Origin of the sequence: Sphingomonas hankookensis (assembly GCF_001619955.1) — a bacterium.
In the GTDB taxonomy this organism is placed as follows: domain Bacteria; phylum Pseudomonadota; class Alphaproteobacteria; order Sphingomonadales; family Sphingomonadaceae; genus Sphingomonas; species Sphingomonas hankookensis_A.
In genome coordinates, this window is the sequence record NZ_LQQO01000005.1 from 92,038 (window position 1) to 115,081 (window position 23,044).

Genomic DNA, 23,044 nt, shown 5'->3' on the forward strand with positions numbered 1-23,044 from the left:
GCCCGGTCAGTACATGTGCTGGCCGCCGTTGATGCTGAGCGTCGAGCCGGTGACGAAGCCGCCCTCTTCCGAACACAGGAACGCGACGCCGCGCGCGATCTCGCTCGCCTGACCCAGGCGACCGACCGGGATCTTCGCCACGATCTTTTCGAGCACGTCGGCCGGGACCGCCGCGACCATGTCGGTATCGATATAGCCCGGCGCGATCGCGTTCACCGTGACCCCGAAGCGCGCGCCTTCCTGTGCCAGCGCCTTGGTGAAGCCGTGGATGCCCGACTTGGCGGCGGCGTAGTTCACCTGGCCGTACTGGCCCGCCTGCCCGTTGATCGAGCCGATGTTGACGATGCGGCCCCATTTGCGGTCGCGCATGCCGGGGAAGGTCGCCTTGGCAAGATTGAAGCAGCCGCCCAGGTTCGTGCGGATGACATCGTCCCACATGTCGTACGTCATCTTCAGCAGCGTGCCGTCGCGGGTGATGCCGGCATTGTTGACGACGATGTCGACCGGGCCGATCGCTTCCTCGACCGCCTTCACGCCGGCCTGGGTCGCTTCGAAATCGCCCACGTCCCACTTGAAGGCAGCAATGCCGGTGCGGTCGGTGAACGCCTTCGCCTTTTCGTCGTTGCCGGCATAGTTGGCGGCGACGGTGACGCCCATGTCCTTGAGCGCAAGGCTGATCGCCTCACCGATCCCGCGCGTGCCGCCGGTGACGATCGCTACCCGTGCCATGCATTCTCTCCTACGAAAGTTTGACCCCCTGCTAGGCCGGGTCGATCCAACCCGCAAGTTCGCGCGCGATAATGTTGCGCAACATTTTATTACCGGTCGGCTCGGCATTCAGGCACGGAAGATAGGCGAAATCGGTCCCGCCGGCTTCCTCGAAGCTTTCCTTGCCGCGGATCGCCAGTTCCTCGAGCGTCTCCAGACAGTCGGCCGAAAAGCCCGGCGCGAAGATCGCGACGCGGCGCTTGCCGGCCTTGGCCAGTTCGACCAGCGTCTCGTCGGTCGCCGGGCCCAGCCATTTGGCCGGGCCGAATCGCGACTGGAACGCGACGGTCAGCGGACGGCCCAGCGCCTCCGACACCAGCCGCGCGGTCTTCTGGCAATGGCAGTGATAGGGATCGCCGATTTCAAGGGTACGCCTGGGCATGCCATGGAAACTTGCGACGATCGCATCGGGTTCGAAGGTCAGCTTCGCGAGATCCTCGCGCAGCGTCGTCGCCAGCGCGTTAATATAGAGCGGGTCGTCATAATAGGGCGGCAGGGTGCGGATCGCCGGCTGCCAGCGCAGTTTCGCCAGATGCGCGAACGCCTTGTCGTTCGCCGTCGCGGTCGTTGCTGCGCAATATTGCGGGTAGAGCGGGGCGAGCAGGATGCGGTCGCAGCCCCGTTCGCGCAGATGCTCGATCCGGCTGGCGATCGACGGATTGCCGTAGCGCATCGCCCAGTCGATCACGACGCCGTCGCCGAACGCCCCCTGCATCGCTTCCGACTGCGCGCGGGTGATCGCCGCGAGCGGGGAGCCGTGCTCGCTCCATACCTGCTGATAGGCATGGGCCGATTTCTTCGGGCGGGTGTTCAGGATGATGCCGCGCAGGATCGGCTGCCACGCGATCGGCGGGATTTCCACGACGCGCCGGTCGGACAGGAACTCCGCCAGGTAACGCTTGACCGAGCGCGGCGACGGATCGTCGGGCGTGCCGAGGTTCATCAGCAGCACGCCGATGCGGCGCTTCGGGATGGCGGGGTGATTCGAGGGGCGTTCCATGCGCCGGTTTAACGCGCGACGCCGGGGTTCGGGGCAAGCTGTATTTTGGGGCGGGCTACGCGCCCAATTTCAAAAGAAGAAGTGGTTCGCGCAGAGACGCGGAGGCGCAGAGGGGATGCGCCGGCGGCATCGTTTCGCGCGTAAGCGCATGCAGCACCATGGCATAGCGGCCACCATAGTCTTCCGATCACGAGACGGCACTGCAAACGCAACCTCTCTGCGCCTCCGCGTCTCTGCACGAAATCTAATCCTTCTTCGTTACGCCGCCCTCACCCCAGCAACGGCAGCGACCGATAGCGCCGACCCGTAGCGGCGTGGAGCGCGTTGGCTATGGCGGGGGCGACCACCGGCACCGCCAGTTCGCTGACCCCGCCCGGATCGGCGTCGGAGTCGACGATCTCGATCATGATCTCCGGACTGTCGGCAAGCCGCGGCAGGTTCATGCCGCCGAACCCGCGCACATCGGGCAGATTGGCCGCAAAGCCGGTCGAAGCGCCGGTCGCCATCGCCATGCCGAACAACAGCCCGCCCTCGATCTGTTGGCGCACAAGGTCAGGATTGATGACCCGCCCGCAATCGACCGCGACGACCAGCCGGTCGACCTTCACCCGCTGGTTGTCGCCGATATGCGCCTCCGCCATGCAGGCGATGGCCGATCCCCGCATCCGGTGGCAGGCGATGCCCTGCGCGCTGCCCGGCACCCCGCCCTGCCAGCCGCCCATCGTGGCGACGGTCGACAGGCAGCGGGCCAGCGCCACGTCGCCGCCCAGCATCGCGATGCGAAACGAATGCGCCTCCATCCCCGCGAACCCGGCCAGTTCGTCGAGGAAACATTCGGTGAAGAACGCGGTGTAGCTATGCGCGCCCGACCGCCACCATCCGGCGGGCAATCCCAGGTCGGCGGGGTGGTGGTCGACCGCAAGGTTGGGGATGCCATAGGGCGGCACCGCGCCATCGGTCGCCAGCGCATCGCCGCGGTCGCCGGGCAATGCCATCGCCAGCGACGCCGCGACATCGCCGCCGAGCAGCAGCCGCGCCAGGTCGCGGCCGGTGCGCGGCGCCGCGACCTGTGCCCGCCAGCCCAGGATCGTGCCGCCCCGTCCCAACCGCGCGGTCATCCGCGCGGCGGCGGGCGCGCGGTAGCGATCGGCGAGGCAATCCTCGCCGCGCGACCAGGTCAGCTGCACCGGCTTTTCCAGCTTGCGCGCCAGCACCGCCGCCTGTTCGGCGACGCGATGGTCGAGGTTCGCGCCGAACGATCCGCCGGCGATGGTCGGGTGCAGCACGACCCGATCCTCAGCGATGCCGATCGCGCGGGCGGCGGCGGCACGCGCCAGCGTCGGCGCCTGGGTCGGCATCCACAGGGTCAGCGTGCCGTCGCTCCAGTCGGCGGTGGCGCTGGTCGGCTCGATCGCGCCGTGCAGCGCGGCGGCAACGCGGTACGTCGCGGTCTGCGTCCGCCCGCCGGTGAACGCGGCGTCGATGTCGCCCGCCTCGTGCACCCGCGCCCCCTCCCCCGACAAGGCGGTGTCGAGTGCGGTGGCGATCGACGCATTGTCGACCAGCCCGTGCGTTTCGAAACGCGGCGCCATCGCATCGACCGCGCGGTTCGCCGCCCACCAGGTCGTGGCCGCAGCGGCGACCCAGCGGTCGGTTTCCACCACGCTGACGACACCCGGCACGGCATCCGCCGCCGGCTTGTCGATGCTCAGCAGCCGCGTGTCGCCGATCGGCCCCTGCCGGATCGAGGCGAAGACCATGCCGGGTTTGCGCACATCGGCGGCGAAGGTCGCGCTGCCATCGACCTTGGCCGGGGCGTCCAGTCGCGGCTGCGCCGTGCCGACCAGCCGCTTTTCGTCGCCGACGCGGTAGGGCAGTTCGCCGCCGGGCAGGCTTTCGCCCGCCGCCGCTGCCGCCAGCACGCCGAAGCGTTCGCGGCGTTCGCCCATCACCACGAAGCCGTCCGCCGTCCCGCAACTGCGCCAGTCGCCACCCCATGCCCGCGCCGCCGCCTTGCACAGCAACACGCGTGCCGCCGCGCCGGCTTCCCTGAGCGGCGCTTCGAACCGGCGGATCGAGGTCGACCCGGCGGTCAGCATCAACGCGGTGCGTTCGGCATGGGCCGCGCGGGTAGCGGCGGGCAGCAGCGCCAGCGCGTCACCAAACAGGATGCCAGCGGCCAGCGGATTGGCGTAGAGCGGGTTGATCGGCGCCGCCTCCACCGCGACGGTGCGCCAGTCCGCGCCCAGTTCGTCGGCGACGATCTGCGGCAGGGCGGTATAGACGCCCTGCCCATGCTCCGCCTGTGGCACGGCGACGGTGACCTGCCCATCGGCGCCGATCTTGAGATATGGGCCGAAGATGCTCTCCCCCTCCGCCGCCGCGAGATTGACGCCATAGCGCCGCGGCCACAGCCCCCAGGCGACAATCAACCCGACCCCGGCCCCGCCCCCGATCAGCAGGCGGCGACGGGTGATGCGGGGGGTGGTCGGTTCGGCCATGGGGTTGCCGTAGCAAATGCTCCCCGATGTGGGGAGGGGGCGTGGGGTGGCGGGTTAGGTCGTGAACCCTTCCGCCTCAAACGTCACCCCGGGCTTGACCCGAGGTCCCGCTTGCTGAGCCTCGCCGTGAACGTCACCCCAGCGAAGGCCGGGATCTCCCCGTTGCAGCACGGGGCAGGAGCCGCTCGATGCCCCAGCCTTCGCTGGGGCGACGGTTTGGGGTGCCGTCAGGAAGAAGAAGCGGGACCCCGGATCGAGCCCGGGGTGACGGAGGGTTCCGGGAGAGGCGGCTTTTACGCCGCCTTGCCGCCCAGCAGCTCGGCCAGCTCGCCGCTCTCGTACATTTCCATCATGATGTCAGACCCGCCGACGAATTCGCCGTTGACATAGAGTTGCGGAATGGTCGGCCAGTCCGAATAGGCCTTGATGCCCTGGCGGATGCCCTGGTCCTGCAGCACGTCGACGCTTTCGAACTGGGTGTTCAGGTGGTTAAGGATTGCAACCGCGCGGCTGGAAAAGCCGCACTGCGGGAATAGCGGGCTGCCCTTCATGAACAGCACCACCGGGTTGTTCTTCACCACCGCGTCGATGCGGGCATGGGTATCGTCGGTCATTGTCATTTCCTTTTGGCGCCGTGTCGGCGATTCAATCCTGGGGAACGGCAGTGGTCAGTTGCAGCGCATGGAGTTCGCCCCCCATCCGCCCGCCGAGCGCGGCATAGACCGCGCGCTGCTGCGCGATGCGCGGCTTACCCCGGAAACTTCCCGACACGACCCGCGCGGCATAATGGTCGCCGTCGCCCGCCAGATCGGTGATCTCGACCACGGCATCGGGGATCGCGGCGACGATCAATGCCTCGATCGCCTGTGCTTCCATCGGCATGTCAGATGCTTCCGAGCAGCTGGCGACGCGCCTCGACATCGCAATCGGCCAGCGCCTGGCGAATCTGCGCTTCGTCGGTATCGACACCCGCGGCGGCGAGGTCGGACAGCAGCTTGCGGATCACGTCGTCGTCGCCGACTTCCTCGAAATCGGCCTGCACGACCGAGGTCGCATAGGCATCGGTCTCGGCCGGGGTCAGCTCCATCCGCTCGGCCGCCCATTGGCCCAGCAGCTTGTTGCGCCGTGCCGTCACCCGAAACGCCATTTCGCCATCGCGGGCGAATTTGGCTTCAAAGGCACGTTCCCGGTCGTCGAACGTCGTCATCGCATTCCCCTACTCATCCCTCCTTCGCGAGATAGGATGCGACGGGGTTACGCGCAACGGCACAGGTGTCGGGCGGAGCGGACCTCGACAGTCGGTGTACCCCCGCGCAGGCGGGGGTCCAGAGCCAGGTAGAACCGGCGCTGGCGCCCGCTAACCCTGGATCCCCGCCTGCGCGGGGATACGGTTAGATCACCACCACCAGCTTCCCGATGACCTTGCGCGCGGCCAGCGCGGCAATTGCCTCGCCACCACGCTCCAGCGGGAACGTGCCCGTCACGCGCGGCGCGATCCGGCCCTCGTCCCACAGGCGGAACAAGGTCGCGACGTGCGCGGCATTCGCCGCCGGATCGCGCATCGCGAACGCGCCCCAGAACACGCCGCACACGTCGCAGCTTTTCAGCAGCGTCAGGTTGAGCGGCAGCTTCGGGATGCCCGCCGGGAAGCCGACGACCAGATAGCGCCCCTCCCACCCGACGCTGCGCAGCGCGGGTTCGGCATAGTCGCCACCGACCGGGTCGAACACCACGTCCGCGCCCTTGGGCCCCACCGCCGCCTTGAACGCCTCGGCCAGCGCCCGCGATGCGTCCTTGTCGAGCGGGGCGTGGGGGTAGACGACCGTCTCGTCCGCGCCCGCGTCCTTTGCAGCCGCCGCCTTTTCTTCCGAGGATACCGCCGCGACGACCCGCGCGCCGAACGCCTTGCCCAGTTCGATCGAGGCAAGGCCGACGCCGCCTGCCGCGCCCAGCACCAGCAGCGTCTGCCCCTCGCCCAGTCGGCCGCGATCGAGCAGCGCATGGATCGACGTGGCATAGGTCAGCAGCAGCGCCGCGCCATCTTCGAAACTGCGGTTTGGTGGCAGGCGGTGGAGCGCGGCGGCAGGCACCGCCAGCTTCTCGACCATGCCGCCATGGCCGGTGACCGCCACGACCCGGTCGCCGACCGCCCAGCCGGTGACGCCGTCGCCGATGCTGTCGATCACGCCCGCCACTTCGCCACCCGGCGCGAACGGGCGTTCGGGGCGGAACTGGTATTTATCTTCGATAATCAGGAGGTCGGGATAGTTTACCGCACATGCCCTGACCGCAATGACGACCTGACCCCGGCCCGCGACCGGGTCCGGCAGGTCGCCGATGGTCAGCGTGTCAGGTCCGCCCGTTTCCTTCGACAGCAACGCCCGCATGTCCGCTCTCCTGGTGGAGCCACGGTCGGGCACTGGCCACGCCGGACTCATATTTCGAAATCGCGGTATCTTGTGCCAGCGTCATGCCGATCTCGTCCAGCCCTTCCATCAGGCATTGGCGACGAAAGGGGTCGAGCTCGAAGGGAAAACGATCCTGATACGGGGTGGTGACAGTCATCGTCTCCAGATCGACGGCAACCATGTCGGTCTTCGCGACCTCGACCAGGCGATCGATCGCGTCCTGTGGCAGGACAACGGTGACGATCCCGTTCTTGATCGCGTTGCCGGAGAAGATGTCGGAAAAGCTCGGCGCGATCACCGCCCTGACCCCCATGTCGGTAAGCGCCCAGGCGGCATGTTCGCGGCTCGACCCGCAGCCGAAATTCTCGCCCGCGATCAGCACCGGCGCGCCGGCATAGCGCGGATCGTCGAAGATATTGTCCGGTTCCGCCCGCACGCTTTCGAACGCGCCCTTGCCCAGCCCTTCGCGGGTGGTGGTCTTCAGCCAGTGCGCCGGGATGATGATGTCGGTGTCGATATTCTTGGCGCCCCACGGATAGGCGCGCCCTTCGACCTTGGTGATCGGTTCCATCAGCGCGCCGATGCCGGGAAGGCCGGCAGCTTGGCGACATCGCCCGGTTCATGTTGCAGGATCACGGTCGCCTTCACATTGCCCGCCAGCTTCTTGAACCGGTCGAGCGAGGCGAGCGTAGCCGCGCGATCGGTGTTGAACGGCGGCACCCCGTTCGTGTCGTAATTTTCCCGGAAATGGGCAAGGTCGCCGGACAGCAGCACCGGCCCCTTCCCCTTCAATACGACCAGCAGCGCGTGATGCCCCGGCGTATGGCCCGGCAGGTTCAGCAGGGTGACGCTGCCGTCGCCGAACACGTCCTTGTCGGCATCGATCGCCTCGATCTTCGCGCCGCCACCGAACCAGGGTTTGAGCGGTTCGGCACTGGTGCCGGGCTTGCCGGCACTCAGCGCATCGGCATCGCCCTTGCCGATCAGCAAGGTCGCGCCCGGAAAGCCCGCCGCCTGTCCGGTGTGGTCGAAATGATAATGGCTGATGCCGACGCGGCCGATCTGTTCGGGCTTCACGCCGATCTGCGCCAGCTGCCGCTTGATCGTCGTCGTCAGGATCGGCGACATCGCGTCGGTGTTGCTCACCGGCTGGCCGATCACCGCCTCGGGCAGGCCGGTGTCCCACAGCATATAGTCGCTGCCGTGGCGGATGAGATAGCAGCTGGCGACCAGCCGCTTGCTTTGTCCGCTATAGGCCAGCGTGTCGGAAAAGGCGTTGAGGTCGTTGACCTGCACACCGCCGCAATCGAGCCGCCACAGCTCGACGTCGGCGGCAGGCTTGGGTGCCGGTGCCTGCGCCATCGTCAGCACCAGTGCGGCCAGTGCCGCGAGGCGTGCGATCACTGCCGCGCGTCCGTCCGCGACGGGGCCGCCGCCTTGGCCGGACGGACCGAGGCATAGGCGGCCGCCATGCCGCTCAGCACCGCGCCCGCAATCAACGCGATCAGAACCCGCTTCATCCGCCTTACTCCGTCACCAAATCGCGTACATCGGCCAGCCGCCCCGTCACCGCCGCCGCCGCCGCCATCGCCGGGGAGACGAGGTGCGTCCGCGCGCCCGGTCCCTGCCGTCCTACGAAATTGCGATTGCTGGTGGAAGCACAGCGTTCGCCCGGCGGCACCTTGTCCGGGTTCATCGCCAGGCACATCGAACAGCCCGGCTCGCGCCATTCGAAGCCGGCTTCGGTAAAGATGCGGTCCAGCCCCTCGGCCTCGGCCTGGCGCTTGACCAGCCCCGATCCAGGCACGACCAGCGCCTGCTTGATCCCGCCCGCGACATGGCGCCCCTTCACGACGCTGGCCGCCGCACGCAGATCCTCGATCCGGCTGTTGGTGCAGCTGCCGATGAAGATGTAGCTGACCGGCACGTCCTGCATCCGCGTGCCGGGCGTCAGGCCCATATAGTCGAGCGATTTCTGCGCCGCGACGCGCTTGCTCGGATCGGCGAAGCTGTCGGGCGACGGCACCACGCCGGTGATCGGCACGACATCCTCGGGGCTGGTGCCCCAGGTCAGCGACGGGGCGATGTCGCTGGCGTGCAGCTGTACCACCTTGTCATACACCGCCCCCGCATCGCTCGGCAGCGTCCGCCAGTATTCGACGGCTTGGGTCCACGCGTCGCCCTTCGGTGCCATCGGCCGGCCCTTGAGGTACGCGAAGGTCGTCTCGTCCGGTGCGATCAGGCCGGAACGCGCGCCCCCCTCGATCGACATGTTGCTGACGGTCAGCCGCCCTTCGATCGACAGGCTGCGAATGACGTCGCCGGTATATTCGACGACATAGCCGGTGCCGCCTGCCGCCCCGGTCTTGCCGATGATCGCCAGCACGACGTCCTTGGCCGACACGCCATAGCCGAGCGTCCCGTCGACGCGGATTTCCATCGTCTTCGATTGCTGCAGCAACAGCGTTTGGGTCGCCAGCACATGCTCGACCTCGCTGGTGCCGATGCCGAACGCCAGCGCGCCCAGCGCGCCGTGCGCGCTGGTATGGCTGTCCCCGCACACCAGGGTCGTGCCAGGCAGGGTGAAACCCTGTTCCGGCCCGACGACATGGACGATGCCCTGCTCCGCCGCCGTCGCGTCGATATAGCGGATGCCGAAATCGGGCGCGTTCTTTTCCAGCGCGGCGAGCTGGCTGGCGCTGGCCGGATCGACGGTGGGCAGGCGGTTGCCCGCCGCATCGACCCGCGGCGTTGTCGGCAGGTTGTGGTCAGGCACCGCCAGCGTCAGATCGGGCCGGCGCACGGTGCGGCCATTGGCGCGCAGCCCGGCGAACGCCTGCGGGCTGGTGACTTCGTGGACGAGATGCCGGTCGATATAGATCAGGCAGGTGCCGTCGGCGCGACGCTCGACGACATGGTCGTTCCAGATTTTCTCGTACAGGGTTTGCGGACGGCTACTCATGGCCGCGCGTTAACCGAAAACAGCCGCGAACGAAAGGTCTGGCGACATTTTATTACCAGCCTTGGCAAATTTCGTATTCGATCCGCGGACCCTTCGCAGGCAATCGACGTTCCTGCGCGATCCTCCTTTACGGGATCGCCCCATGCCGCCCCATCCCGATCCCGCCCATGGCCGCAACGCCCGCGCCCTCGATGCGATGAACGCGTTTCTGGCCGACGTTCGCGACGGGTTGGGACCGTATCTCGCCATCTATCTCGTGTCGGTCCGAGGGCCGACCCATGGCTGGGACGAGGCGACGGCGGGGATGGTGATGACCATCGCCGGGATCGCCGGGCTGCTGGCGACGACCCCGGCGGGCGCGCTGGTCGACCGCGTGAAGGCGAAGCGCGCGCTGCTGGTCGTCGCCGCGCTGCTGGTGACGCTGGCGTCGATTTCGCTGCCGATCGTTTCCGGCTTCTTTGCGGTCGCCGCTACCCAGTCGGTCGCGGCAGTGGCGGGGGCGGTGTTCGCGCCGGGCATCGCCGCGATTTCGCTCGGGATCGTCGGACCGAAGGCATTCACCCGCCGCGTCGGGCGCAACGAAGCGTTCAACCATGCCGGCAACGCCGTCGCCGCCGCGTTGGCCGGGCTGCTCGCGTGGAAGTTCGGCCCCGTGGTCGTCTTCTACCTGATGGGTATTCTGGCGGCGTGCAGCATTGCCGCGATCCTGTGGGTCGATGGCGATGCGATCGACCATGACGTCGCGCGCGGGTGCGAGGGGAAGCCGGACGAATCCTGCGCGCCCACGCCCTCGCTGCTCGCCACGCTGACCGGCAATCCGGCGCTGGCGATCTTTGCCGGGGCGGCGTTCCTGTTCCACCTCGCCAATGCCGCGATGCTGCCCGCCGTCGGGCAGTTGCTGGGGCGCGAGGTCGGCGCGGGACAGGCGACGTCGCTGGTCGCCGCCTGCATCGTCGGGGCGCAGTTGGTGATGGTCCCGGTCGCGATCGTCGTTGGGCGCAACGCCGATCGCTGGGGCCACCGCCCGATCCTGCTGGTCGGCATGGGCGTGCTGGTGGCGCGCGGCGTGCTCTATAGCGTGGCCGATGCGCCGGCCTGGCTGCTGGGCGTGCAGCTTCTCGACGGGATCGGCGCGGGCATCTTCGGCGCGCTGTTGCCGGTGGTCGTCGCGGCGATCATGCGCGGCACCGGCCGGTTCAACGCGGCGCAGGGCGCGGTGGCGACGGTGCAGGGGCTGGGCGGCGCGCTCAGCACCACGCTGGCGGGCGTGATGATCGTGCGCGGCGGATACGACGCGGCGTTCCTGCTGCTGGCGGGGATCGCGGCGGTCGGGCTGGGGTTGCTTTGGTGGAAGATGCCGGAGACGGCTTCGCGACAGTGAAAGAAGGTTGTTTTTACGCGAAGGCGCGGAGACGCGGAGGAAGAAGTAGAAGAATTGGTTCGCGCAGAGGCGCAGAGGACGCAGAGGGGTGGCGTTCGCGGTGAAGCCCCGCCGCACCAGCGGCCTTCAGCTTTCGTCGCAACAGGAAGAGAGGCTGCGCCGGACAGGCTGCAACCGCCGCGCCCACAGCCCCTCTGCGTCCTCTGCGCCTCTTCGCGAAAACTACCTTCTTCTCTCTCCGCGCCTCCGCGCCTTCGCGTGAACCAATTCTTAGACCTTATCCCTCGTACGCCGCCGTCGTCTTCGACCGCACTTCCTCCGCGCTCACGCCCGGAGCAGTTTCGATCAGCCGGAACGGGCTGGCATGATCGTCGCGGGCGAACACCGCGAGATCGGTGATGATCATGTCGACCACCCCCAGCCCGGTCAGCGGCAGGGTGCATTCCGGGATGAACTTCGGGTCGCCGTTCTTGGAGGTATGCTCCATAACGACGATGATCTTCTTGACCCCGGCGACCAGGTCCATGGCGCCGCCCATGCCCTTCACCATCTTGCCCGGGATCATCCAGTTGGCGATGTCGCCCTTTTCCGACACCTCCATCGCGCCGAGCACGGTCAGGTCGATATGCCCGCCGCGGATCATGGCGAAGCTGTCGGCGCTGCTGAAATAGACCGACTGCGGCAATTCGCTGATCGTCTGCTTGCCGGCATTGATCAGGTCGGCATCCTCTTCGCCGGCATAGGGGAACGGGCCGATGCCCAGCATCCCGTTTTCCGACTGCAGCGTCACCTCGACCCCGTCCGGGATATGGTTCGCCACCAGCGTCGGGATGCCGATGCCGAGGTTGACGTAGAAACCGTCCTTCAGCTCGCGCGCGGCGCGTGCCGCCATTTCGTCGCGGGTCCAGGCCATGCGATTACTCCTTGGGCGCGCCGGGATCGCTCCAGCGCAGATCATTGGGGAAGACGTCGTCGAAATCACCGGCCAGCGCGGTGCCATAGACCGGGTTGGGCAACAGGAACCAGCCATTGCCCCATAGCGGCGCGATCGCCGGCGAATCCGCTGCCGCGCGCCGCTCGGCGGGCTTGAGGCCCGCATTGAACAGGTCGGTAAAGTCGCCCAGCTGATCGCCGACCAGCGCGACGACGCAATATTTCGCCGCGATCAGCGCCCGGCGGGCATCCTTGCCCGACCCGCCCGGCGCATCGCCCTTCAGGAACAATGTCTCGCCATGCCTGGCGGGGCCGAGGCCGGCGCGGTTCAGCACCGCTTCGGTATAGGATGCGGTCGCGGCGTTGCGGTTCGAATTGAACACCACGGTCACACCCGCCGCGCGCAGCGCCGCCAGCCCCTCGACCGCGCCCGGCACGGCCCGCGTCGCGCGCCCGTCCGACCGCTCCCACCGTTCCCAGCGGCTGGCGTCATAGCTCAGCCCACCGCGCGCGTCGGAATATTCATAGCCGGTGTTGAGCAGCACGGTTTCATCGACATCGAACACGACGGCCGCTTTGCCGGTACAGGTCAGCTGCGTCGGCTGGGCCAGCGTCGCGCCGGGCGCCAGCACCGCCTGTAGCGGCATGCGGCGTAGCGTCGTGCGGTCGCGCTGATATTGCTGCACATAGCGGACCAGCGCCGAATAGGTCTGCCGGCTGGCGGCAACGGCCTCGCCCGATCCGTAGAGATACTGCATCCCCGCCGGCACGCCCGCCACGGTGGCCGGCGCAACCGGGGCGGGCGACTGGTTGCCGACCGCGACGACGCAGCCCGACAGGGCGAAGGCGGCGGTGGCGAGGGTCAGGGCCTTGACCACCGCCCCGACCGTATCCCCGCGCAGGCGGGGATCCAGAGCCACAGGCGCAGACGTCGGCGTATCATAACCCTGGATTCCCGCCTGCGCGGGAATACGACTTCTGCGAGCCACCATCAAACCCGCTCCCGCACCGTGCGGAACTCGATCTGCTTGTCATAGGGCGCACCGACGATCATCCGCTTCACGTAAATCCCCGGCAGGTGGATCGCATCGGGGTCGAGCGACCCCACCGGCACCACTTCCTCGACCTCGGCGACGCAGATGTTGGCGGCGGTCGCCATCGGCTGGTTGAAGTTGCGCGCGGTCTTGCGGAAGATCAGGTTGCCGGCCTCGTCGGCCTTCCACCCCTTGATGATCGACAGGTCGGCACGGATGCCGCGTTCGAGGATATAATCCTCCCCGTCGAACTGCTTCACTTCCTTGCCCTCGGCGATCAGCGTGCCGACGCCGGTCCTGGTATAGAAGCCGGGAATCCCCGCCCCGCCCGCACGGCAGCGTTCTGCCAGAGTCCCCTGCGGGCAGAATTCCACCTCCAGCTCGCCGCTCAGATATTGCCGCTCGAACTCCTTGTTCTCGCCGACATAGCTGGAAATCATCTTCTTCACCTGCCGGCTGCGCAGCAGCTTGCCCAGCCCCTGCCCGTCGATCCCGGCATTGTTGCTGGCGATGGTAAGATCCTTGACCCCCGATGCCTCGATCGCATCGATCAGCCGTTCGGGAATGCCGCACAGGCCGAACCCACCGGCGCACAGCGTCATGCCGTCGTGCAGCAGCCCGTCGAGCGCAGCCTCCGCATTCGGGTACAGCTTCTTCATCGCCACTCTCCCAACTTCCGTTCAGGCGGATTACGCATGGCCGCCGGGGCGGGTCAAGAACCTGAACCAGCTTTCAACTTGGCGACATCGTCCGCGACCCCGCCGATGATGCGCGACACCCTTGCCCCACCCGTCACCCCCAGCCGGCCAACGTCGGGAACCAGTCCACAAAGACCCGGTACTGGCGCCCGGCCCGACCCCGCGTTAGCCTGCAAAAATGACAGAGTCGCGCACCGGTGGCCGTATCCTTGTCGACGCCCTTGCCCTGCAAGGCTGCGACCGCATCTTCCACGTGCCGGGCGAAAGTTTCCTCGCCGTGCTAGACGCGCTGCACGACACGCCGACGATCGATCTGGTGACCTGCCGGCAGGAGGGCGGGGTCGGCTTCATGGCGTGCGCCGATGGCGTGCTGACCGGCCGGCCGGGCGTCGCCTTCGTCACGCGCGGCCCCGGTGCGACCAATGCGTCGATCGGGGTGCATGTCGCGCGGCAGGATTCGGTGCCGATGCTGCTGTTCATCGGCGATGTAGACCGCGGGATGCGCGACCGCGAAGGCTTTCAGGAAGTCGACTTCCTCGCCATGTTCGCCCCGCTCGCCAAGCTGGTGCTGCGCATCGACGATCCGGCGCGCATTCCCGAATATGTCGCCCGCGCATGGCGCACCGCCACCTCCGGGCGGCCGGGCCCGGTCGTGATCGCGCTGCCCGAGGACATGCTGTGCGAACGCGCGGAAGTCGCCGACCGGCCGCCGCTCGTCCCCTTGGCAACCACCCTCGATCCCGCCGACTTCACCGACCTGCTCGATCGCATCGCCGGGGCCGAGCGGCCGGTGGCGATCGTCGGCGGCGCGGGCTGGGACAAAGCGACCGGCGCGGCGTTCAGTGCCTTCGCCGAGCGCTAGGGCATCCCCGTCGCGGGCGCGTTCCGGCGACAGGACGCCATCGCCAATGACAGCGCGGCATGGGCCGGCAATCTCGGCTACGGCCCCTCGCCCAAACTGGTCCAGCGGATCAAGGCCGCCGACCTGCTGCTCGTGATCGGCGCGCGGCTGGGGGAGGCGACGACCGACGGCTACACCCTCGTCACCCCCGACCATCCCGGGCAGACGCTGATCCACGTCCATCCCGACCCGGCCGAACTCGACCGGGTGTACCGCGCCGACCTCGCCATCGCTGCCGATCCTCACGCCTTCGCCGCCATGCTCGCCCGCGCCGAACCGCCCGTCGAGCCTCGCCCGGCAATGGCCGAGGCGCATGGCGAATGGCTGGCATGGTCCACCCCCGTACCGCGCGACGTCACCCTCGACCTCGGTCCGTGCGTCGCGGCGATGCGCGAGCGGCTTTCGGGGCACGACACGATCATCTGCAACGGCGCGGGCAATTTCTCCGGCTGGTGGCATCGCTACTGGCATTATGGCTGGTCGGGCACGCAGCTGGCCCCGACCTGCGGCGCGATGGGCTACGGCACGCCCGCCGCCGTTGCCGCCGCCTTGCGCTGCCCGGACAAGCTGGCGGTGGCAATTGCGGGCGACGGCGATTTCCTGATGAACGGACAGGAATTGGCAACCGCGATCCGGACGCAGGCGAACCTGCTGGTCCTGCTGGTCGACAATGGCGGTTACGGCACGATCCGCATGCATCAGGAGCGTGAATATCCCGCACGGGTCAGCGGCACCGCGCTCACCAACCCCGATTTCGCCGCGCTCGCCCGCGCCTATGGCGCCTGGGCCGAAACGGTCGAGACGACCGAGCAATTCGCCCCCGCGCTCGACCGGGCATTGGCGCGGGACGGCGTGCGGCTGCTCCACCTGCGCACCGACATGAACGTCATCACCCACGGCACCACCATCGCCGCGATGCGCGCGCGTTAAGCCTATCGTATCGATTCGACCCTATCCCTCGGCCAAGACATTCAATCTCCGGGGGATTTCCGTGAAGACCGTCGCGACCATCACCGCCGCCACGCTTGCCGTCGCCATCGCCGCACCCGCCGCCGCGCAGGACATCGTCGACACGCCGCTCGGCCCCCGCATCGAACTGCGCGTCGGCTGGGACCGGGTCGATGTCGTGACCGAGGTGCGCGACGGCACCGAGCGCAGCGAAACCAGCGCCGGCGACAGCGGCATCACCTATGGCGGCGAAGTCGGCTATGACATGGTGCTGTCGCGCGCCTCGGTGCTCGGCGTCTATGCCGGCCTGTCGAAATCGACGCTGGAGACGTGCGACGACCTGTCGTTCGGTGCGACCGTGGTCGCGCGTGACTGCCTGTCGACCGGACGCGAGATCGATGTCGGCGCGCGCATCGGCTTCATCACCGGCCCCAATTCGCTGGTCTATCTCAAGAGCGGCTACAGCAACGGCGAAGTCCGCCGCGACGTCCGCGACCTGACCGACCCTGCGTTCAGCTACCGCGCCAGACGCCGGCTGGACGGCTTCCACCTGGGCGCGGGCGGCGAATTCGGCCTGACCAGCCGCGCCTATGGCAAGCTCGAATATCGCTACGCCAACTATGCCGCCGACCGCGAGACGATCGGCCAGACCGTTCTCGAAAACGGCGTCGAGCGCCATCATGTCGTCGCAGGCCTCGGCTACCGCTTCTGACCAAAAAAGGGGTCGCCCCGGTTTCCCGGAACGGCCCCTTCGACACCATCCGCCAACTACCCGGCGGTACGCGGTGTCCGATCAGCTCAGATCTTGTCGCCGAGCGCGCCCTTGACGCTGCCCTTCACGTCCTGGCCGGTGCCCTTGGCCTGCTGGGCCTGGCCTTCGGCTTCCAGGCGCTCGTTGTCGGTCGCCTTGCCAACGGCTTCCTTCACGTTGCCGGCGACCTTGTTGCCAGCGGCGGCGAGCTTGTCGGTGAATTCACCCATGAAAGGCTCCTGTAGGTTGGCGAGGTTGCCCTCGCTGGATTGCGATTATACAAAGCGCAGCCCGACCTGCGGGTTCCATTGAATCTGATTCATATCAGTCCGGCGAGCGGGCTCGACGGGTCGGCATAGCGCCGCCGCTGCATGCGCCCGGCCAGATAGCCCATCCGCCCCGCCTCGACCGCCGACTTCATCGCCCGCGCCATCAGCACCGGGTCCTTCGCCTCGGCAATCGCGGTGTTCATCAGCACCCCGTCGCAGCCCAACTCCATCGCCACCGCCGCATCGCTCGCCTGGCCGACGCCGGCATCGACCAGCACCGGCACCTTCGCGCCTTCGACGATCAGCCGGATCGTGACGAGGTTCTGGATGCCGAGGCCGGATCCGATCGGTGCGCCCAGCGGCATGATCGCGACCGCGCCGGCATCCTCCAGCCGCCTGGCCGCGATCGGATCGTCGACACAGTACACCATCGGTTTGAAGCCTTCGTTGGCCAGCACCTCGGTCGCCCGCAGCGTTTCCACCATGTCGGGATACAGCGTCCGCGCCTCGCCCAGCACCTCCAGCTTGACGAGGTCCCAGCCGCCAGCCTCGCGCGCCAGCCGCAGCGTGCGGATCGCGCTGTCGGCATCGAAACAGCCGGCGGTATTGGGCAGATAGGTGACCTTCTTCGGATCGATATAGTCGGTCAGCATCGGCGCCTTGGGATCGCTGACATTCACCCGGCGCACCGCCACGGTCACGATCTCCGCGCCCGATGCCGCCACCGCCGCGGCATTCTGTTCGAAATCCCTGTACTTGCCGGTCCCGACGATCAGCCGCGAGGTAAAGGTCTTGCCCGCCACGCTCCACGTATCGGCCGCCTGCCCGACCGTTTGATGGTCGCCGCCACCGACGAAATGCACGATCTCCAGCTCGTCGCCATCCTCGACCCGGACGTCGGCCAGCGTCGAGCGCGGCACGACCTCCAGATTGCGTTCGACCGCGACCTTTTCCGGCACCAGCCCGATCTGTGCCGCCAGCTCGGCAATGGTCAGCCCGTCGCGAATCCGCATGTGATCGCCGTTGACCGTGATGGTGATGGTGCCGTCGCTGTGCATGTCGTCTCCTGTCGGGGCGCCCCCCTGTCTCGACTTGCTCGTCTCGACTTGGGGTGCCCGGTCCGGCTATGGTGCGCTGCATATAGGGACCGCGCACACGCGCCCGCAACCGAAAGCCTGCCCGCTTGACCGCCACCGTCTTCGTCCTCAACGGCCCGAACCTGAACCTGCTCGGCCTGCGCGAGCCGGAAATCTACGGGTCGGACACGCTCGACGACATTGCCGGCATGCTGGAGGATCGCGCCCGCGAGCTGGGGCTTCAGATCGACCTGCGCCAATCGAACCATGAAGGCCATCTGGTCGACTGGCTGCACGAGGCGCAGGCGGAAGGCGCGAAGGCCGTCCTGCTCAACGCCGGCGCCTATACCCATACGTCGATCGCGCTCCACGACGCGATCAAGGCGGTGAAGACCCCGGTGATCGAGGTCCATCTGTCCAATCCGCACAAGCGCGAGGAGTTTCGCCATGTCAGCTATGTCGGGCGCGCCGCGCGCGGCACGGTGGCGGGGTTCGGCGCGCTTTCCTATCTGGTCGCGCTTGAAGCGGCCGCCCGCATCTGACAAGGGCGCGGTTTTTTAAGAATACACCATTGGGGGTTACCATGGCAGACGACAATCAGGGCGAAGGAACGCCGTTCACCAGCCACGCGATGCGCGTCGACATCGACCTCGTCCGCGCGCTGGCGCAGGTGCTGGACGAAACCGACCTGACCGAGGTCGAGGTGGAGGACGGCGCGCGCAAGGTCCGCGTGGTGCGCAAGCCCGCCCCGGTACAGGCGGCGGCAAGCTATGCCCCCGCCCCGGCCTACGCCCCCGCGCCCGCACCGCAGCTGGCCAGCGCAGCGACCACCACGATCGAGGCCGGCGCCGCCGTCGCGCCGGTCAGCAGCGTGCCCCCGGTCACCTCGCCGATGGTCGGCACCGTCTATCTCGCCGCCAACCCGGAAGCGAAGCCGTTCGTGTCGGTCGGGCAGAAGGTCGCCGCCGGCGACACGCTGGTGATCGTCGAGGCGATGAAGGTCATGAACCCGATCGTCGCCCCGGCCGCCGGCACCGTGACGCAGATCCTGGTGTCGAACGGCCAGCCGGTCGAATTCGACCAGCCGCTGGTGGTCGTGGAATAACATGCCCGAAATCAAGAAACTGCTGATCGCCAACCGGGGTGAGATTGCGCTCCGCATCCACCGCGCGTGCCATGAAATGGGGATCAAGACGGTCGCGGTCCATTCGACTGCGGACGCCGACGCGATGCACGTCCGCCTTGCCGACGAAGCGATCTGCATCGGCCCGCCCTCGGCGACCGACAGCTATCTCAACATCCCCAATATCATTTCGGCGGCGGAGATCAGCGGCGCCGACGCGATCCATCCGGGCTATGGCTTCCTGTCGGAAAACGCCAAGTTCGCCGAGATCGTCGAGCTGCACAACCTGATCTTCGTCGGGCCGAAGCCCGAACATATCCGCACGATGGGCGACAAGATCGAGGCGAAGCGCACCGCCGGCGCGCTCGGCCTGCCGCTCGTCCCCGGCAGCGACGGCGCGATCAGCGACATCGCCGAGGCGAAGGCGATCGCGGCCAAGGCCGGCTATCCGGTCATCATCAAGGCAGCGTCGGGCGGCGGCGGCCGTGGCATGAAGGTGTGCCATTCCGAGGACGAACTCGAAACGCTGATGCAGCAGGCCGGCAGCGAGGCAAAGGCCGCGTTCGGCGACGCCACGGTGTATCTCGAAAAATATCTTGGCAACCCGCGCCACATCGAGATCCAGGTCTTCGGCGACGGCAATGGCAAGGCGGTCCATCTGGGCGAGCGCGACTGCTCGCTCCAGCGCCGCCACCAGAAGGTGCTGGAGGAAGCCCCCTCCCCCGTGCTCAGCCAGGCCGATCGCGAACGGATCGGCGGCATCTGTGCCAAGGCGATGGCCGATATGGGCTATCGCGGTGCGGGCACGATCGAATTCCTGTGGGAAGATGGCGAGTTCTATTTCATCGAAATGAACACCCGTTTGCAGGTCGAACATCCCGTCACGGAGATGATCACCGGCATCGACCTGGTCCGCGAACAGATCCGCGTCGCCGAGGGCCATGGCCTGTCATGCGAGCAGGAGCAGATCCGCTTCACCGGCCACGCCATCGAATGCCGCATCAATGCCGAGGACCCGCGCACCTTCGCGCCGTCGCCCGGCACGGTGAAGCATTTCCATGCGCCCGGCGGCATGCACGTCCGCGTCGATAGCGGGCTCTACGCCGGCTATAAGGTGCCGCCCTATTACGACAGCATGATCGCCAAGCTGATCGTCTACGGCACCAGCCGCGAACGCTGCCTGATGCGCCTGCGCCGCGCCTTGGAAGAGTTCGTGATCGAGGGGATGAAGACCACCATCCCGCTCCACCAGGCGCTGCTCGACGACCCGCAGTTCCAGCAGGGCGACTACACGATCAAGTGGCTGGAAGAATGGCTGGCGAAAAACGACTGACCTGAAGCTTCTCCCCGCTCGCGGGGAGGGCACCAGGCCCGAACAAACACCCAAGATCCTCCCCGCTCGCGGGGAGGGGGACCATGCGTAGCATGGTGGAGGGGGGCCTCCGCAGACGCAACCGTGGTGGAACTGGCCAACCCCCTCCACACCCGGCTGCGCCGGCGGTCCTCCTCCCCGTGCCGGGGAGGAACCATGCAAGCCACGATCTACCACAACCCGCGCTGCTCGAAGTCCCGCGCCGCCCTCGCGCTCCTCACGCAAGCCGGCGCCGACGTAACCATCGTCGAATATCTGAAAACCCCACCGACCCGCGACGAACTGGCCGCCCTGCTGACCCGCGCCGACCTGACCCCGCGCGAAGCCCTGCGCACCGGCGAGACCGAAGCCAAACCGCTCAAAACCGCCGACGATGCGACGATCCTCGATGCGATGGCAGAGCACCCGATCCTGATCGAACGCCCGATCGTCGAAACGGCGAAGGGCGTCGTCCTCGCCCGCCCACCCGAGCGCGTCCACGACATCCTCTGACCCTGCCACCGTCACGCCGAACGTAATCTGGGTGCCCGATGCCAATGGCGAGGCACGACAACACCCCGTCGTCATTCCCGCGAAGGCGAGGCCTCTCCGAAAGTCTCGGGCTCAGTCACATACTCGCCGTACCCCCGCGCAGGCGGGGGTCCAGAGCCAAGCAAAACAAAGCTTTGCGGATGCGACCCTGGATCCCTGCCTTCGCGGGGATACGGTGAAGCAGACGTTCGCAACGGTCTCGCCAAGGCAGGTATCCACACGCGCAGCAGCAGCACCTCCGACCGAACCATCAACGTCTATCGGTCCCCGTCGCGGGGACGATGTCCCCCCTTTCCTACACGCACCCAACCTGCCAGCATCGTCCCCGCTCTTTCCCATCGTCCGCGCCCCCGCCCGCCCAAACGCCACCCCGCGCGCCACGCCGCAAACAGCGCACGAGTGTGAACTTAGTGAACTTTGGACCGCCGAAACCCAACCGACCGACCGCAATCGCTTGGAACTGCAACGATAGGGTGCCATGGCTGTCCCCATGGTCCGTCACACCCCACCACTCGAACCGGGTCGCAACTGCTGGCGGATCGAGCGTGCCACGCGCGCGACCGTGCTGGTCGATGCCGACAATTATTTCACCCATGCCCGCGACGCGATGCTGAAGGCGAAAAGGCAGATCCTGCTGATCGGCTGGGACTTCGACGCCCGCATCCGCTTCAAGACCGACCCTGCCAGCGAAGGCCCTGAAAAGGTTGGCGAATTTATCAGCTGGCTGGTCCGCCGGACACCGGGGCTGCAGGTCCATATCCTGCGCTGGGACACCGGCGCGATCAAGACGCTGTTCCATGGCCGCACCCTCGTGCGCATCGCGAAATGGATCGCCGACCCGCAGGTGCACATGCGGCTCGACACCCATCACCCGGTCGCCGGTTCGCATCACCAGAAGGTCGTGGTGATCGACGACGACGTCGCCTTTTGCGGCGGGATCGACATGACCGTCGACCGCTGGGACACGCGCGAGCATCGTGACGACGATCCCCGCCGGATCGAACCGGACGGCACGCCCTACCAGCCTTGGCACGACGTCACCACCGCGCTGGAGGGGCCGGTCGCGGCAGCGCTGGGCGACATGTGCCGGCAGCGCTGGGAAATCTCGGGCGGCGACGCCCTGCCCGCGCCGACCGGCGTCGGCGGCTGCTGGCCGACCGGGCTCGACGCCGACTTTACCGAGATCGACGTCGCCATCGCCCGCACCGTGCCCGAGATGACCGACCAGGAACCGGTGCACGAGATCGAGACGCTGTACCTCGACCTGATCGCGCGTGCCGAACGCTTCTTCTATGCCGAGAGCCAGTATTTCGCCTCGCGCAAGGTGGCGGAAGCGATCGCGAGACGCCTCGACGAGCCGGACGGCCCGGAGATCGTGATCGTCAACCCGACCACGGCCGAGGGCTGGCTGGAACCCGTCGCGATGGATTCGGCCCGCGCGCGCCTGTTCCAGGCTTTGAAGGAACGCGACCGCCACGACCGGCTGCGGCTCTACCATCCCTTCACCGCCGGCGGCACGCCGATCTATGTCCATGCCAAGGTGACGGTGATCGACGACCAGCTGCTGCGGGTCGGATCGTCCAACTTCAACAACCGCTCGCTCAGGCTCGACACCGAATGCGACGTGACGGTCGACGCCACTCGCCACGCCAATGCCGACGAACGCCGCACCATCGCCGGCATCCGCGATTCGCTGCTCGCCGAGCATTTTGGGGTGGATTGCGAGACGATCGAGGCTACGCTGGAGCGCACCAACTCGCTGATTGCGACGATCGAGGAACTGCGTGGGGAAGGCCGCTCGCTACGCCCCTACGAAATTCCCGATCTGGGGGCGGTGACCGAATGGCTCGCCGACAACAAGATCCTCGACCCGGAAGGGCCGGGCGAGATGTTCGAGGCGCTGTCGGCGCGCACCCCGCTGCTCAAGAAGCTGAAGAAGCACCGCCCCCATCTCCACCGCGCCGACAACACGCTGTCGCCTGTAGTCACCGCGGTAGCGGTCGGCGGCACCGTCGCCGGCGGCACGCTGATCGGCATGATGCTTTGGAATGCGTGGAAGCAGCGGAAGGGCTGAACCGCTTTCGAAGCGGATCGGGGCCGCTCGGTGATGCGGGCGCTAGCGGGACTGATCGGGATCGGCAACGGCCTCATCCCGCCATCCCGGCGCCCAGCGGCTGCGGCAGATATTCGTGGTTACCGCACTGATCCGCTGGCCATCATGACATGGTGGCGTTGGTCCGGCGAGCTGCGGTTCGACAGCAACCCGGCATGGTGGATCATGCTTTCCGGCGTGTTCGGCAACGACGGTATCGCGCGCTGGGCGGAACGCCGCGATCGTGCACAGACCGAAGAGTCGGCCTGAAACGGAAGCGGGGACCGACACCGGCC

General features: G+C 67.5%; 23 protein-coding genes and 1 pseudogene. 9 read left to right on the forward strand and 15 right to left on the reverse strand.

All coding sequences use genetic code 11. The annotated features are described in order from the left end of the window. Positions 1-6 precede the first annotated feature (6 nt). From phbB to leuC, 10 genes are all read right to left on the reverse strand, one after another. The gene (gene phbB / locus AVT10_RS04575) at positions 7-729 is read right to left on the reverse strand and encodes an acetoacetyl-CoA reductase (protein WP_066688820.1); all 723 of its coding nucleotides are present in this window, start codon (positions 727-729) and stop codon (positions 7-9) included. Positions 730-760: 31 nt separating this feature from the next. After that, positions 761-1,768: a ferrochelatase gene (gene hemH, locus AVT10_RS04580; protein WP_066688822.1), complete on the reverse strand. Its 1,008-nt coding sequence runs from the start codon at positions 1,766-1,768 to the stop codon at positions 761-763. Positions 1,769-2,037: 269 nt separating this feature from the next. Then, positions 2,038-4,269 (reverse strand): xanthine dehydrogenase family protein molybdopterin-binding subunit, encoded by a 2,232-nt coding sequence (locus tag AVT10_RS04585; protein ID WP_066688824.1) that lies wholly within the window; start codon positions 4,267-4,269, stop codon positions 2,038-2,040. Positions 4,270-4,562: 293 nt separating this feature from the next. Then, positions 4,563-4,883 (reverse strand): Grx4 family monothiol glutaredoxin, encoded by a 321-nt coding sequence (gene grxD / locus AVT10_RS04590; RefSeq protein WP_066688826.1) that lies wholly within the window; start codon positions 4,881-4,883, stop codon positions 4,563-4,565. A gap of 31 nt (positions 4,884-4,914) precedes the next feature. Next, positions 4,915-5,151, reverse strand: coding sequence for a BolA/IbaG family iron-sulfur metabolism protein (locus AVT10_RS04595; RefSeq protein WP_066688828.1), 237 nt, complete (start codon positions 5,149-5,151; stop codon positions 4,915-4,917). 1 nt (position 5,152) lies between these two features. Then, positions 5,153-5,476, reverse strand: a complete 324-nt coding sequence (locus AVT10_RS04600) for a DUF1476 domain-containing protein (protein WP_066688830.1) — start codon at positions 5,474-5,476, stop codon at positions 5,153-5,155. Between the two features lie 184 nt (positions 5,477-5,660). Further along, positions 5,661-6,656 carry an NADPH:quinone oxidoreductase family protein gene (locus AVT10_RS04605; RefSeq protein ID WP_198158498.1) on the reverse strand — a complete coding sequence of 332 codons (996 nt, stop codon included), beginning with the start codon at positions 6,654-6,656 and terminating at the stop codon, positions 5,661-5,663. Further along, a complete protein-coding gene (leuD, locus tag AVT10_RS04610; RefSeq protein WP_066688833.1) occupies positions 6,619-7,248 on the reverse strand; it encodes a 3-isopropylmalate dehydratase small subunit in 630 nt (209 codons plus the stop codon). The genes AVT10_RS04605 and leuD overlap by 38 nt, the downstream gene beginning before the upstream one ends. Further along, the gene (locus AVT10_RS04615) at positions 7,248-8,039 is read right to left on the reverse strand and encodes an N-acyl homoserine lactonase family protein (protein ID WP_198158501.1); all 792 of its coding nucleotides are present in this window, start codon (positions 8,037-8,039) and stop codon (positions 7,248-7,250) included. The genes leuD and AVT10_RS04615 overlap by 1 nt, the downstream gene beginning before the upstream one ends. 163 nt (positions 8,040-8,202) lie before the next feature. After that, positions 8,203-9,639, reverse strand: coding sequence for a 3-isopropylmalate dehydratase large subunit (gene leuC / locus AVT10_RS04620; protein WP_066688834.1), 1,437 nt, complete (start codon positions 9,637-9,639; stop codon positions 8,203-8,205). Between the two features lie 142 nt (positions 9,640-9,781). On the opposite strand from leuC, the gene AVT10_RS04625 reads away from it, so the two are divergent. After that, positions 9,782-11,020 carry an MFS transporter gene (locus AVT10_RS04625; RefSeq protein ID WP_084401348.1) on the forward strand — a complete coding sequence of 413 codons (1,239 nt, stop codon included), beginning with the start codon at positions 9,782-9,784 and terminating at the stop codon, positions 11,018-11,020. A gap of 277 nt (positions 11,021-11,297) precedes the next feature. Here the strand turns inward: AVT10_RS04625 and AVT10_RS04630 are convergent, their stop codons facing one another. The 3 genes from AVT10_RS04630 to AVT10_RS04640 form a co-directional block, all read right to left on the reverse strand. Then, positions 11,298-11,933, reverse strand: a complete 636-nt coding sequence (locus AVT10_RS04630) for a CoA transferase subunit B (RefSeq protein WP_066688835.1) — start codon at positions 11,931-11,933, stop codon at positions 11,298-11,300. 4 nt (positions 11,934-11,937) lie between these two features. Next, positions 11,938-12,873 (reverse strand): 5'-nucleotidase, lipoprotein e(P4) family, encoded by a 936-nt coding sequence (locus AVT10_RS04635; RefSeq protein ID WP_332307266.1) that lies wholly within the window; start codon positions 12,871-12,873, stop codon positions 11,938-11,940. 71 nt (positions 12,874-12,944) lie between these two features. Continuing rightward, on the reverse strand, positions 12,945-13,646 hold the full coding sequence (locus tag AVT10_RS04640) for a CoA transferase subunit A (protein WP_066688837.1): 702 nt from the start codon (positions 13,644-13,646) through the stop codon (positions 12,945-12,947). Positions 13,647-13,863: 217 nt separating this feature from the next. Between AVT10_RS04640 and AVT10_RS04645 the strand changes: the two are divergent. Both AVT10_RS04645 and AVT10_RS04650 read left to right on the forward strand, forming a co-directional pair. Then, positions 13,864-15,516 (forward strand): annotated as a pseudogene (locus tag AVT10_RS04645) (thiamine pyrophosphate-binding protein). Positions 15,517-15,577: 61 nt separating this feature from the next. After that, positions 15,578-16,246 (forward strand): outer membrane protein, encoded by a 669-nt coding sequence (locus tag AVT10_RS04650; protein WP_066688840.1) that lies wholly within the window; start codon positions 15,578-15,580, stop codon positions 16,244-16,246. Between the two features lie 86 nt (positions 16,247-16,332). Here AVT10_RS04650 and AVT10_RS04655 read toward each other — a convergent pair whose 3' ends face one another. Next, positions 16,333-16,515 (reverse strand): CsbD family protein, encoded by a 183-nt coding sequence (locus AVT10_RS04655; RefSeq protein WP_066688841.1) that lies wholly within the window; start codon positions 16,513-16,515, stop codon positions 16,333-16,335. Between the two features lie 89 nt (positions 16,516-16,604). After that, positions 16,605-17,612 (reverse strand): sulfur carrier protein ThiS, encoded by a 1,008-nt coding sequence (thiS, locus tag AVT10_RS04660; RefSeq protein ID WP_084401354.1) that lies wholly within the window; start codon positions 17,610-17,612, stop codon positions 16,605-16,607. Between the two features lie 125 nt (positions 17,613-17,737). Between thiS and aroQ the strand changes: the two genes are divergently transcribed. The 6 genes from aroQ to AVT10_RS18095 all read left to right on the forward strand — a co-directional run bounded on the left by aroQ (position 17,738) and on the right by AVT10_RS18095 (position 23,018). Next, the gene (gene aroQ / locus AVT10_RS04665; RefSeq protein WP_066688843.1) at positions 17,738-18,172 is read left to right on the forward strand and encodes a type II 3-dehydroquinate dehydratase; all 435 of its coding nucleotides are present in this window, start codon (positions 17,738-17,740) and stop codon (positions 18,170-18,172) included. Positions 18,173-18,213: 41 nt separating this feature from the next. Beyond that, entirely contained in the window at positions 18,214-18,735 is a 522-nt protein-coding gene (gene accB, locus AVT10_RS04670; protein WP_066688845.1) for an acetyl-CoA carboxylase biotin carboxyl carrier protein, read from the forward strand. Position 18,736: 1 nt separating this feature from the next. After that, on the forward strand, positions 18,737-20,086 hold the full coding sequence (gene accC / locus AVT10_RS04675; protein ID WP_066688847.1) for an acetyl-CoA carboxylase biotin carboxylase subunit: 1,350 nt from the start codon (positions 18,737-18,739) through the stop codon (positions 20,084-20,086). Positions 20,087-20,281: 195 nt separating this feature from the next. Then, positions 20,282-20,617 (forward strand): arsenate reductase (glutaredoxin), encoded by a 336-nt coding sequence (gene arsC / locus AVT10_RS04680; protein ID WP_066688849.1) that lies wholly within the window; start codon positions 20,282-20,284, stop codon positions 20,615-20,617. A gap of 517 nt (positions 20,618-21,134) precedes the next feature. Further along, positions 21,135-22,730 (forward strand): phospholipase D-like domain-containing protein, encoded by a 1,596-nt coding sequence (locus tag AVT10_RS04685; protein ID WP_066688853.1) that lies wholly within the window; start codon positions 21,135-21,137, stop codon positions 22,728-22,730. Between the two features lie 144 nt (positions 22,731-22,874). Then, entirely contained in the window at positions 22,875-23,018 is a 144-nt protein-coding gene (locus tag AVT10_RS18095) for a hypothetical protein (RefSeq protein WP_157092688.1), read from the forward strand. Positions 23,019-23,044: the final 26 nt, after the last annotated feature.